Origin of the sequence: Candidatus Manganitrophus morganii (genome assembly GCA_021651055.1) — a bacterium.
Taxonomy (GTDB): Bacteria; Nitrospirota; Nitrospiria; order SBBL01; family Manganitrophaceae; genus Manganitrophus; species Manganitrophus morganii.
The window spans coordinates 2,592,044-2,604,687 of sequence record JAJHOH010000001.1; the positions used below are offsets into that span (position 1 = coordinate 2,592,044).

Genomic DNA, 12,644 nt, shown 5'->3' on the forward strand with positions numbered 1-12,644 from the left:
ATTGACACTTTGCGTTCAATTATGCTAAAAATACGCAGATTATTTAAATGTCTATACAATTGGAGAAGCCATGTCCGGACATTCTAAATGGGCGACGACCAAACATAAAAAGGCGGCGGCGGACTCGAAGCGGGGGAAAATTTTCACCAAGATCATCCGCGAGATCACCGTTGCGGCAAAGATCGGGGGAGGAGACCCGGAAGGAAATCCCCGCCTTCGGACGGCGATCCTCAAAGCCAAAGAAAACAACATGCCGGCCGATAACATCAAAAAGGCGGTTCAAAAGGGGACCGGCGAGCTTCCCGGCGTCTCGTATGAGGAGATGACCTATGAGGGTTACGGGCCGGGCGGGGTGGCGATCATCATCCAGCTCCTGTCGGACAACAAGAACCGGACGGTTTCCGAAATCCGCCACCTCCTCTCCAAGAGCGGCGGCAACATGGGAGAGTCGGGCTCCGTCGCCTGGATGTTTCAGAAGAAGGGATACCTCTCGATCGAGAAGCAGAAGGCCGACGAAGATAAGTTGATGTCGGTGGCGCTCGATGCGGGTGCGGAGGATATCCGCTCGGACGATCCGACGATTTTTGAAGTCATCGCTGCGCCGGCCGATTTCGAAAAGGTCAAAAAGGCGATGACCGACGCCGGCCTCACCCCGTCCTATGCCGAAGTGACCTTACTCCCGCAGACCTATATCCGGCTCGATGGGAAAGAGGCGGAGCAGATGCTCCGGTTGATGGAAGCGCTCGAAGATCACGACGATGTTCAGAACGTCTACGCGAACTTCGATATCCCCGATGAGGTGATGGCGAAGGTGGCCGGGTAATTTAACCCAATATGCCGATTTTAGGAATCGATCCGGGAATGGGTGCCACAGGATATGCGATCCTGGAAGAAGCCCCCGCAGGCCGTCTGATCTTGAAAGGATCGGGCGAGATCCGGACGATTCCAAAACACCCCTTTCCGAAACGACTCAAACATCTCTTCGACGACCTCTTGCAGGTGATTCAGAAAGAGCTTCCGACCGCCGTCGCTATCGAAGATACCTTTCTCGCCAAAAATTTCAAGTCGGCCCTCAAGCTCGGACAGGCCCGCGGGGCGGCGCTGCTGGCGGCCGAGTTCCATCAGATCCCGGTCTTTGAATACACGCCGACGGCGGTGAAGATGGCGGTGGTCGGTTATGGGGGAGCGACCAAGGATCAAATCCAGCAGATGGTCGGCCGGCTGCTACAGCTTCCGAGCCTCCTGACCTCGGAGCATGCCGCCGATGCCGCCGCGGTCGCGATTTGCCACATCCACTCCGCTCAATTTCACGCGAAGGTCGGAGCGGCCGAGAAGAGATCGGACGAATTCACGCGATATTAAATGCGGTTGAAAGATGATTGCATTCCTCACCGGAACGATTCTTGAGAAAACCCCCAGCGCCCTGATTGTCGAGGTGCATGGGATCGGATATCAGATCTCTATCCCGCTGAATACTTTTTATCGACTCCCCGAGGTGAAGGAGAGTGTCTCGCTTCACATTCACACGCACGTTCGGGAAGATGCCCTTCAACTCTACGGGTTTCTCTCGCCGCTCGAAAAGGAACTCTTTCTGCTTCTTTTGGGGATCTCCGGCGTCGGACCGAAGGTGGCCCTGGGAATCCTCTCCGGAATGGAATTGACCGAATTGGTTCAGGCCTTGCGGGACGGGAACGTCGACCGGCTCCGGGCCATCCCGGGGGTCGGGCCGAAGACGGCCGGGCGGCTGGTCCTGGAGTTGAGAGAGAAGGTCAACGCCCTGAGTCTGGCGGGCCTTCAAACCCCGGTCTCGGCCGGTTCGGAATCGGATAAGACCAAAGAGGACGCCCTCTCGGCATTGGTCAACTTGGGTTATCATCGAACCGAAGCGAAGCGGACCGTCGATAAAATCGCCGAAGAAACTGCCGACTCCGAGTCGGTGGAGGGGCTGATCAAGAAAGCGCTGAAGAAATTAGCAAAGGTGGGTTAGCGGGCGGGTCATGATGGATCGTATTTTATCGACGCAATTGAATGACGAAGAAAAGCGGATGGAGGCGAGCCTTCGACCCGCCTCGCTCGATGAATATGTCGGCCAGACGCGGATCAAGGAGAATCTCCGGATCTATATCGAGGCGGCGAAGAAGCGGGGCGATGTCCTCGACCATGTCATCTTCTACGGTCCTCCCGGTCTCGGCAAGACGACCCTGGCCAACATCATCGCGCGGGAATTGGGGGTGAATCTCAAGGCGACCTCCGGCCCGGCGGTGGAGCATCCCGGCGACTTGGCGGCGATCCTCAGCAACCTCTCCGAGGGGGATGTTTTCTTCATCGATGAAATCCACCGGCTCCACCCGGCGGTGGAAGAGGTCTTGTATCCCGCCATGGAAGATTTTCAGCTCGACCTGATCATCGGCCAGGGCCCCTCGGCCCGGACGCTGAAATTCAATCTGCCGAGATTTACGCTCATCGGCGCCACCACCCGCGCCGGTCTTCTTACCTCGCCGCTGCGCGAGCGATTCGGCGTCATCAGCCGCCTCGAATTCTACCGCCCCGAGGAGCTGGAGCAGATCGTCCTCCGCTCCGCCAAGTTGCTGAACATTACGATTGAACAGACGGCCGCGTATGAAATTGCCGCCCGGACGCGGGGAACCCCCCGGATCGCCAACCGGATCTTGCGGCGGGTCCGCGATTTTGCCGAGGTGAAATCGGACGGCCGCATTCTCCTGGAGGTCGCCCGCCAGGCGTTGTCGCAGATGGAGATCGACGCCGCCGGATTCGACGCGATGGACCGAAAATATCTTCTCCTCATGATCGAGAAATTCGGCGGCGGGCCGGTCGGCGTCGAAACCTTGGCGACCGCCCTCGGTGAAGAGCGCGAGACGCTCGAAGATGTCTACGAGCCGTTTTTGATCCAAGGGGGGTATCTCGACCGGACCGCCCGCGGGCGAATGGCGACCGACCTGGCCTATCAACATTTCGGAGTGAAGCGCCCCGAGAACACTCAGCCGAGGCTTTGGTAAATGGAAAGAGGAACTGTGTTTACAGTCGGTATTCTGACCATCAGCGACAAGGGCTCGGCCGGAAAACGGGAAGACGCCAGCGGCCTGCTTCTCCACCAACTGGTCGATCAGCTTCCGGGTAAGGTGACGGTTTACCAGGTCATCCCGGATGAGAAGGAGGCGATCCAAAATCAGCTGATCTCCTTTTCCGATCGATGGAAGGTCGATCTGGTCTTGACGACCGGAGGAACCGGCGTTTCTCCCCGCGATGTCACCCCGGAGGCGACGATGCAAGTCCTCGATCGCCTGATTCCCGGCATGGGGGAGGTCATGCGCATGGAAGGATATCGAAAGAACCCCAAGGCGATCATCTCCCGCGGCATCGCCGGCGTCCGCAAGCAGACCCTCATCGTAAACCTCCCCGGCAGCCCCCGCGCCGTCCGGGAGAATTTTGAGATCCTCCTCCCGGCCCTCCCTCATGCCATTGAGAAAATGAAAGGGGATGAAGAAGATTGCGGAATCCCTCCGCGCAATGAGAGGGTCTAGTTTTCCAAATTCTCTTCTTTTCCTTCGATGGCTCTTGTAGTATACTCTCAAGGGATCGAGTCTTTCCGGTTTTCCCGGAATCGAGCATCCGAGGTCGCGTTTGGAAGAAGGGATCCTTTTTCGTCTGGCGTTTGATCAAGCCTCCGTCGGCATGGTGGTGCTGGCCATGGATCCGCTCGGCCAGTTTATCCAGGTCAATCCGGCATTCTGCCGGATGACCGGATATTCCCGGGAAGAGCTGTTGGCGCGCGATTTTCAAAGCATTACCGCCCCCCAAGACCTGGAAAAAAACCTCAAAGGGATACGCTCCCTTCTCGAACAGCCGATCCCGTCCCTGCAGATTGAAAAGCGCTACATCCGAAAAGACGGCCGTCCCTTTTGGGTCCGTCTGAATGCTTCTCTGCTTCGGGACGACCGGGCAAGGCCGACCTGCATCGTTGTCGAAGTGGAAGACATCGAAACCCATAAGAAAACGGAAGAGGCGTTGCGGGAGACCGACCAGACGCTCCGTCCGCTGATTCAAGCGTCTCCTCTGGCCATCGTGACCATCGACCTCGAGCTGAATGTGAAGATGTGGAACCCGGCGGCCGAACACCTCTTCGGATGGCGCACCGAGGAGATCCTCGGCCGCCCCCTTCCGATTATCCCGCGGGAAAAGCAGGAGGAGTTTCAGCTTTACGTCGACCGTTTGGTGGAGGATGGACCGACGTTTGTGAATACCCCCAAGCGGCGGGTCCGAAAAGACGGCACGGTGATCGACGTTCGGGTTTCGACCGCGCTCCTGCGCAATGCCGACGGCAAGGTCAACGGCATCATGGGAATCTTCACCGATATCACCGAGGAGAAGCGCCTGGAAGCGGAGCTTCGCCACGCTCAAAAGCTGGAGGGGATCGGTCAATTGGCCGGCGGGATCGCCCATGAGTTCAACAACCTCCTGACGGCGATCATCGGCAATATCGAATTGGTGCTGGGGGAGACCGTGTCGGGATCACGTCTGCACGCCACCCTGTCCCGGGTCGATCAGGCGGCGCAACGGGCGGCGGTGCTCACGCAGCAGCTTTTGACCTTCAGCCGGCGATCGAGGATCGATTTGAAACCGCTCCATCTGCAGGTCGTGGCCGAGGAGGTGGTCTGTCTCCTCGGCCAGACGTTCGATCGGCGCATCCGTCTCCGCGTCGAATCGGTCGAAGGGGTCTGGCCGGTTTTTGCCGATGCAGGTCAGATGAACCAAATCCTGATGAATCTCTGCGTGAACGCGCGGGATGCCCTCCTGGAGCGGTTGGGGGAGACGGAGAACCCAAGAGAGCCGGCCGATTGGGAGCCCCGGATCGTCATCGGGATAGAAAATGCCCCTTGTGATGAAGACTTCTTTCGCGCTCACCCGAAGGTCAAACCGGGGGAGTATGTCTGCCTGTCGGTTTCCGACAACGGCATCGGGATCGACGAAGCGATCCGGCACCGGATTTTCGAGCCCTTCTTCACCACGAAAGAGGTGGGGCGCGGCACCGGCCTGGGCTTGGCCGCTGTCTATGGGATTATCCGGCAGCATCTGGGATGGATCGAGCTGCAGACCGTAAAGAGCGAGGGGACGGTTTTCAAAATCTATCTCCCAGCAGGACAGAATGCGCAGGTCCTCGATCAACAGGCGGGCCGGCCGAAGCGGGTCGCCGGCGGGGATGAAACGATCCTTTTTATTGACGACGAGGTGGCCATCCGACAATTGGCCAAGACGGTTTTGGAGCAGTATGGATACCGTGTCCTCCTGGCGGGAGACGGGGTCGAGGCGGTGGGGATTTTTCAGCGCGAGATTGATCGGGTTCACCTCGTCGTTCTCGATCTGATGATGCCGCGCCGGTCGGGAGAAGAGGTGTTCCGGGAATTGAGAGCCCTCGCCCCCGGCGTGAAGATCCTCATTTCAAGCGGCCACCCTCCGGCCGGCGGCGATTTGTCCGCGCTCGGCGGCCCTGCCGCCGGGTTCATCTCCAAACCCTACCATCCGGACGATCTGGCCCGGAAGGTGAGGGCTCTGCTCGACCGATCGGGCGGAAAAGGACCATCCTCTCACTGATTGAGGCCCGATATTCTGTTTTTCTTTCCCTCCCATCGGTTCAGATCATTTATAAAGAATCATCCCTCCCGGTCCGATTTGAATCTGGGACAGCCTACAAAAGCGCTTGAAAAACAGGCTTAAATGGGCTATACTCCTAAAATTTCCCTGAATGGAGGTAGCCTCGTTTGTCCGAAACAGATCCCCTGGTCCCGCTTCGTCGGAAGATCGACGAAATCGATGAGCGGATTCTTGCGCTTTTAAACGATCGGGCCCGCATCGTCCAAGATGTCGGAAAGATCAAAAAAAATCAGCAGGCCGATTTTTACGCCCCCTCCCGCGAGCAGGCGATCTATGATCGATTGACCCATCTCAATCCCGGGCCGTTTCCGAACGAAGCGCTCAAGAGCGTCTTCCGAGAAATCATCTCAGCCTCCCTCTCCCTTGAAGGGCCGATCAAGGTCGCCTACTTGGGGCCTCGCGCGACCTTCACGCACCTGGCCACCATGCAGCGCTTCGGTTTTTCGGCCACCGACATCCCGGTCAACAGCATCAAGGAGGTCTTCGATGAGGTCGAGCGGGGACGGACCGATTTCGGCGTGGTGCCGATTGAGAATTCGACCGAGGGGGTCGTCAATCATACGCTCGACCTTTTCGTCGATTCCCCGCTGAAGATCTTCGGAGAAATCCTGCAAGAGGTCTCGCATCACCTCATGTCGAAGACCGGTCAGATCGGGGATCTCCGCCGGATCTACTCTCACTCGCACGCCATCGCGCAGTGTAAAAACTTTTTGGAGACGAACTTGCCGCGGATTCAGGTGACCGAGACCTCCAGCACCGCGCGGGCGGCCGAGCTGGCGCAGGAAGATCCGACCGCCGGGGCGATCGCTTCCGAGCTGGCGGCCAAGCTTTATAATCTGGTCGTCATCAAGCGGCGGATCGAGGACAACATCAATAATTTCACCCGGTTCTTGGTGGTCTCTCAGAAAGGGGCGCCGCGGAGCGGACGGGACAAAACCTCGGTGATGTTCTCGATCAAGGATCGGGTCGGCGCCCTCTATGAGATGCTCCGTCCTTTTTCCGCCCAACAGATCAACCTGACGAAGATCGAATCGCGGCCGTCGAAGAAGAAGGCGTGGGAGTATATCTTCTACATCGATATGATCGGCCATCTGGAAGACGAGATGATCCGGACCGCCATCGAAGAGCTCCGGGGCCAGGCGGTTTTTCTGAAGGTCCTCGGCTCCTATCCGATGGCGGAAGAGATGAAAAACGAGAAGAAATGATTAAAGTCAGCCCCGATATCGCCGGCATCATTCCTTATCCTCCCGGCAAGCCGATGGAGGAGCTCGAGCGGGAGCTCGGGATCAAAGGATCGATCAAGCTTGCGTCGAACGAGAATCCGCTCGGGCCTTCGCCGAAGGCGGTGGCGGCGATCCGAAAAGGGATGGAGAAGATCCAGCGCTATCCCGACGGGGCCGGTTATTATCTGAGGGAAGCGTTGGCCGAAAAATGGAAGGTCGAGCCCTCGCAGGTGATCATCGGGAACGGCTCGAACGAGATCATCGAATTGCTTGTCCGAACGTTCATCCTGCCGGGGGATGAGGCGATCATGGCCGATCCGAGCTTCTCGCTTTATTCATTGGTGGTTACCACCGGCCACGGCAAGCCGGTTCAGATTCCGCTGAAAGAGGGGAGACACGATCTTGCCCAGATGGCGAAGGCGATCACCCCGAAGACCAAGCTGGTTTTTGTCTGCAACCCGAACAACCCCACCGGGACAATTGTCGACAAAAGAGAGGTCGCCCGGTTTCTGCTGCGGGTTCCGAGGCGGATCTTGGTGATTTTCGACGAGGCCTATGCCGAATATGCCACCGACCCCGATTTTCCTCAGACGATCGATTCCCTCCGAGAAGGGGCGTCGGTGATTTTTCTTCGGACCTTTTCGAAGATTTACGGCCTTGCCGGTCTTCGGATCGGTTATGGGATCAGCCGGCCGGAGGTGATCGACTACATGAACCGGGTGCGGCAGCCGTTTAATACCAATCTGCCGGCGCAGCAGGGGGCGCTCGCGGCCCTTTCGGATGAGGCCCACCTCTCCAAGTCGCTTCGGATCAACCAGGAGGGAAAGGAGTCTCTCTGTCGGCAGTTTGATGAGATGGGACTTTCCTATTTCCCATCCGAGACGAATTTTATTTATTTTAATCTCAACGGCTCCGACCTTTCGCTCGGCAAGAAAGTTTTTACCGCGCTCCTCCACAAGGGGGTGATTATCCGGCATCTGGAGGGGCTCCATCTTCGGGTGACCATCGGCCTTCCGAAGGAGAATCGGCGATTCATTCAATCGCTGAAAGAAGTTTTGTCTTTAAAGTAGTAAGGAGTTCAAAATGATCATCGTCTTAAAACCGAGCGCCACCGAGCGGGAGATTGGGCATATCGTCGCCAAGATCAAAGAGGCCGGCTTGAAATCGCACATCAGCAAGGGAGAGGAGCGGACGATCATCGGCGTTGTCGGCGATGAACGGGCTCTCCAGAGCCAGCCGCTCTTGGCCTTCCCCGGGGTCGAGGGGGTTCTGCCGATCCTGGCGCCGTACAAGCTGGTCAGCCGCGAGTTCAAGAAAGAAAACACGGTTCTCGATGTGCAGGGAATCCAGATCGGCGGAAAGCGGCTGGTGATGATGGCCGGTCCCTGCTCGGTCGAGAAGCAAGATCTCCTCTCCTCGATCGCCCAGGAGGTGAAGGAGGCGGGGGCGGTGATCCTGCGGGGCGGGGCCTTCAAGCCGAGGACCTCTCCTTATGCTTTCCAGGGATTAGGGGAAGAAGGGCTCGAATATCTGACCGAGGCGAAGAAGAAAACAGGTCTTTTAATTATCACCGAAATCATGGACCCGCGCGATATGCCGATGATGCTCAAACACGCCGATATTATTCAGATCGGGGCGCGGAACATGCAAAACTTTCGTCTGCTGGCGGAAGTCGGCTCTTACAACAAGCCGGTGATGCTCAAACGGGGTCTCTCCGCCACGATCAAAGAGTTTCTTCTCTCGGCCGAGTACATCATGGCGGCCGGTAATTCTCAGGTCATTCTCTGCGAGCGGGGGATTCGAACTTTCGAGACGGCGACGCGGAACACCCTCGATCTCTCCGCCGTCCCGGTGATCCGGGAGCTGTCGCATCTCCCGATCATCATCGATCCGAGCCATGCGGTCGGAAAAACAAACCTGGTTGCCCCGATGGCGAAGGCCGCGGTGGCGGCGGGGGCCGACGGTCTGATCATCGAAGTCCACTCCAATCCGGAGGAGGCCTACTGCGACGGGGAGCAGGCGATGCTGCCGAAGGATTTCAAAACCTTGATGGCGCAGCTGAGGCGGATCGCGGCGGCAGTAGATAGAGAATTATAAAAACGTCATTCGTTAAATGTTTTCACAGGAGTTCCATTGCTCTTCAAACAAATGACCATCATCGGCGTCGGCCTGATCGGCGGTTCTTTAGGCCTGATCTCCAAGCGGAAGAAGATCGTCGAAAGTGTCGTCGGATACGGCAAGAAACGGGGAAGCCTTCAGAAGGCGACCGCGATGGGGGTGATCGATCGGTATGTCCTTACCCTCCCGAAGGCGGTCGAGGGGGCCGATCTGGTTGTCCTCGCCACGCCGGTCGGGACCTTTGAGCGAATCTGCCAGGCGATCGCCCCGCATCTGAAAGAAGGGGCGATCGTGACCGATGTCGGAAGCGTCAAAGGGGCCTGGGTCGCCCGGATGGAATCGCTGATGCCGCGCCACGCTTTTTTTGTGGGAGGACATCCGATTGCGGGGCGCGAGAAGTCGGGGGTCGAGGCGGCGACGGCTGAACTCTTTCAGGGAAGCCGCTGCATTCTGACGCCGACCGCTCAAACCGACCCGAAGGCGCTCAAGAAGGTGGCCGCGCTTTGGGAAAAGGCGGGGGCGCGCGTCTCGGAGATGAACCCTTCCGACCATGACCAGATTTTGGCGGCGGTCAGCCATCTTCCTCATCTCGTCGCTTATGTGTTGATGGAAACATTAACCCATCCGAAAATCGCGAAGAAAAATCCGGTCCAGTTCTCGGCAGGGGGGCTGCGCGATTTCACCCGGATCGCGGCGAGCTCCCCGGAGATGTGGCGCGATATTTTTCTGCTCAACCGGGACGCCGTGGTCGAGATGGTCGATCTCTACCAGGAGTCGCTTGAGAAGGTGAAGAAGAAGATCCTGGAGGGGGACGCGGCGGGCTTGATGGAAATTTTCGAACGGGCCAAGGCGATCCGCCAGAAAGCGCTGTCATGAACGTCTGTTTGTAGGGGCGAATCTGGTATTCGCCCATGGTACGGGTCAGGGCGATCACAAGGATCGCCCCTACGAGATAAAAAATTTAGAATGAAAACGCCTGTGAAAAAACGCCCCCTGCGGGGAACGATCACGGTTCCTGGGGATAAATCGATCACCCATCGGGCGGTGATCTTCTCGGCGCTGGGGGAGGGGTCGAGCGAGGTCATCGGCTATCTTCCTTCTGAAGATTGCGAGCGGACGATCACTGCGTTTCGAGAGATGGGGATTGCCATTTCCGTCGAGACGGTGAACGGTCTTCCCTCTCTCCATGTGCAAGGGAAAGGGCTCTGGGGACTGACGGAGCCGACAGGGGTCATCGACTGCGGCAACTCCGGAACGACGCTGCGCCTTCTGACCGGATTGCTGGCCGGGAAGCCGTTTTTCTCGGTGCTGACGGGAGATGCCTCGCTTCGGAAACGGCCGATGCGGCGGGTCATCGATCCTCTCCAGACAATGGGGGCGGAAATCCTCGGCCGATCGGGAGGGACGTTGGCTCCGCTGGCGATCTCCGGAAAGAAACTCAACGGAATTGATTATCGACTCCCGATCGCAAGCGCCCAGGTGAAATCGGCGATCCTGCTGGCCGGCCTGACCGCCTCGGGGGTGACGACCCTCTCCGAGCCGAGCCGGTCGCGTGACCACACCGAACGGATGCTGCGTTCCCTGGGTGTCCGGTTCGAGGAAAACAACGGGCGGCTTTCCGTCGTCGGCGGCTCGTCTTATCCCGGCAAGCGGATCGAGGTTCCGGGGGATCTCTCCTCGGCGGCCTTTTTTCTGGTCGCCGGGGCGATCATCGAAGGTTCGGAGATCACGATCCGAAAAATCGGGGTCAATCCGACCCGGACCGGTCTCCTGGAAGTATTGAAGGAGATGGGGGCGGAGATCACGGTGACCCCTCTTGAGCCGATGGGAGACGAACCGGTCGCCGACCTGACCGTCCGTTCCACCTCACTCCACGGGGCAGTGATCGGGGGGGATCTGATTCCCCGCACGATCGATGAGTTCCCGATCCTCTGCGTCGCGGCGGCGGCGGCCGAAGGGGAAACGGTGATCCGGGACGCGCAAGAACTACGGGTCAAAGAGAGCGATCGGATCGCCGCGATGGCCCAGGCGTTGCGGGGAATGGGGATCGCGGTGGAGGAGTTTCCCGATGGGATGCGGATCGAAGGGAAGAAAAAGTGGAAGGGAACCTTCTGCGAGACACATGGAGACCACCGAATCGCCATGTCGATGGCGATCGCCGGGCTTGTCGCGGAGGGGGGAAATGAGATCGACGACGTTGCCTGCATCGACACTTCTTTCCCGGGATTTTTGGGGTTGTTGGCAACGTTGACAGAATAGGGCGGAAACAAAGGTCCGCCCCTACGAGAGATTGCGTGTGCGAAAACTAATCATTGCCATTGACGGTCCGGCGGCGGCCGGTAAGAGCACTGCGGCGAAGAATTTGGCCAAACGGCTCGGCTATCTCTATCTCGATTCGGGTGCGCTCTATCGCGCCATTGCCTGGAAGCTTCTTCAAGAAAAGATCAATCCGGAGTCCCAGGAGAACGTCGAGGCGGCGGCCCAATCAATCGAAATCGAGTTCCGACTGAAGGGAGAGCAGACCGAGATCTGGGTCGGGGGGATCGATGTTACCCCTTCCCTTCGATTGCCGGAAGTGACCCGGGTCTCTTCGATTGCGTCGACCTATCCGGGCGTTCGAAAGAAGCTCCTCTCCATTCAGCGGTCGATCGGAAGCGGCGGCGGGGTCGTGATGGAAGGACGCGATATCGGCACGGTCGTTTTTCCCGAGGCCGATCTGAAGTTCTATCTCGATGCGACCACCCCGGTCCGGGGGCTGCGCCGGCACAAAGAGCTCGAGCAGAAGGGGATCCCGTCCGACCTGGAGAAAACGACCCGGGAGATCGAGGAGCGGGATCTCAAAGACAGCCGTCGGCACGTTGCCCCGTTAAAAAAGAGCGAGGATGCCATTGTGATCGATTCCACCCCGCTGAACCTGGAGGAGGTGATCGCGCAGATGGTCCAAGAAGTCGAGAAAAAGCTCACGGCCAAACAGGCGAAGAAACTGAAATAGTTTCCAAATGATGCTTTATCGAATCGCGCATGTGGTGGTTTGGACCCTGGCGAGGCTCTTTTTCCGGATCAGAGTGATCGGTGAGTCTTACGTTCCACGGGAAGGGGGGGTGATTGTCGCAGCCAATCACAACAGCTATTTTGATATTCCCCTTCTCGGCTGTGTCCTCTCCCGCCGGGCCGACAACATTGCGAAGAGCGAGCTTTTCCGAAATCGGCTCCTCGCCGCCCTTTTCAGGACGCTCGGCGGATTTCCGGTGCGGCGCGGGACAATCGATCGGCAGGCGATCGGCGAGGCGGTGCGGCGATTGAAAGCAGGGCATCTTCTGGCGATGTATCCGGAAGGAACACGCAGTAAGGACGGCCGGCTCCAGTCTCCGAAGCCGGGGATCGGAATGATGGTGGCGCTCTCGGGGGTGAAGGTCATTCCGGCCTATATCGATGGAACTGCGCCGGTCCGTCCCTTTCGGCGGGTGACGGTGGTCTTCGGCAAGCCGATCGATTTTAAGGGTCAAATTCAAGAGATTGAAAGGGTTGAAAAAGAAGGTATCAATCCCAAAATACTTTATGCTACAATTTCACAGGAAATCATGAGCGAGATTGCGGCACTAGAACGGACATTGGCGGAGACCAATCGTTGAG

13 protein-coding genes are annotated in these 12,644 nt (G+C 58.2%); all 13 read left to right on the forward strand.

Features of this window, described 5'->3' with window-relative positions; translation table 11 throughout:
- Positions 1-70 precede the first annotated feature (70 nt).
- The 13 genes from MCM46_11980 to MCM46_12040 all read left to right on the forward strand — a co-directional run bounded on the left by MCM46_11980 (position 71) and on the right by MCM46_12040 (position 12,643).
- Complete coding sequence (locus MCM46_11980; protein MCG3112524.1) at positions 71-823, forward strand: YebC/PmpR family DNA-binding transcriptional regulator; 753 nt, start codon at positions 71-73, stop codon at positions 821-823.
- 38 nt (positions 824-861) lie between these two features.
- Positions 862-1,362, forward strand: a complete 501-nt coding sequence (gene ruvC, locus MCM46_11985) for a crossover junction endodeoxyribonuclease RuvC (GenBank protein ID MCG3112525.1) — start codon at positions 862-864, stop codon at positions 1,360-1,362.
- 13 nt (positions 1,363-1,375) lie between these two features.
- A complete protein-coding gene (gene ruvA / locus MCM46_11990; protein ID MCG3112526.1) occupies positions 1,376-1,987 on the forward strand; it encodes a Holliday junction branch migration protein RuvA in 612 nt (203 codons plus the stop codon).
- A 10-nt stretch (positions 1,988-1,997) separates the two neighbouring features.
- Positions 1,998-3,017, forward strand: a complete 1,020-nt coding sequence (gene ruvB / locus MCM46_11995) for a Holliday junction branch migration DNA helicase RuvB (protein ID MCG3112527.1) — start codon at positions 1,998-2,000, stop codon at positions 3,015-3,017.
- A gap of 15 nt (positions 3,018-3,032) precedes the next feature.
- Complete coding sequence (locus MCM46_12000) at positions 3,033-3,542, forward strand: MogA/MoaB family molybdenum cofactor biosynthesis protein (protein MCG3112528.1); 510 nt, start codon at positions 3,033-3,035, stop codon at positions 3,540-3,542.
- A 100-nt stretch (positions 3,543-3,642) separates the two neighbouring features.
- Positions 3,643-5,610 carry a PAS domain S-box protein gene (locus MCM46_12005; GenBank protein ID MCG3112529.1) on the forward strand — a complete coding sequence of 656 codons (1,968 nt, stop codon included), beginning with the start codon at positions 3,643-3,645 and terminating at the stop codon, positions 5,608-5,610.
- 167 nt (positions 5,611-5,777) lie between these two features.
- Positions 5,778-6,875 carry a prephenate dehydratase gene (gene pheA, locus MCM46_12010; GenBank protein MCG3112530.1) on the forward strand — a complete coding sequence of 366 codons (1,098 nt, stop codon included), beginning with the start codon at positions 5,778-5,780 and terminating at the stop codon, positions 6,873-6,875.
- A complete protein-coding gene (hisC, locus tag MCM46_12015; protein MCG3112531.1) occupies positions 6,872-7,963 on the forward strand; it encodes a histidinol-phosphate transaminase in 1,092 nt (363 codons plus the stop codon). Before pheA ends, hisC begins: the two co-directional genes overlap by 4 nt.
- 13 nt (positions 7,964-7,976) lie before the next feature.
- The gene (gene aroF / locus MCM46_12020; GenBank protein MCG3112532.1) at positions 7,977-8,990 is read left to right on the forward strand and encodes a 3-deoxy-7-phosphoheptulonate synthase; all 1,014 of its coding nucleotides are present in this window, start codon (positions 7,977-7,979) and stop codon (positions 8,988-8,990) included.
- A 36-nt stretch (positions 8,991-9,026) separates the two neighbouring features.
- The gene (locus MCM46_12025) at positions 9,027-9,887 is read left to right on the forward strand and encodes a prephenate dehydrogenase/arogenate dehydrogenase family protein (GenBank protein ID MCG3112533.1); all 861 of its coding nucleotides are present in this window, start codon (positions 9,027-9,029) and stop codon (positions 9,885-9,887) included.
- Between the two features lie 102 nt (positions 9,888-9,989).
- On the forward strand, positions 9,990-11,270 hold the full coding sequence (aroA, locus tag MCM46_12030; GenBank protein MCG3112534.1) for a 3-phosphoshikimate 1-carboxyvinyltransferase: 1,281 nt from the start codon (positions 9,990-9,992) through the stop codon (positions 11,268-11,270).
- 37 nt (positions 11,271-11,307) lie between these two features.
- Complete coding sequence (gene cmk, locus MCM46_12035) at positions 11,308-12,003, forward strand: (d)CMP kinase (GenBank protein MCG3112535.1); 696 nt, start codon at positions 11,308-11,310, stop codon at positions 12,001-12,003.
- 7 nt (positions 12,004-12,010) lie between these two features.
- Positions 12,011-12,643, forward strand: a complete 633-nt coding sequence (locus MCM46_12040; protein MCG3112536.1) for a 1-acyl-sn-glycerol-3-phosphate acyltransferase — start codon at positions 12,011-12,013, stop codon at positions 12,641-12,643.
- Position 12,644: the final 1 nt, after the last annotated feature.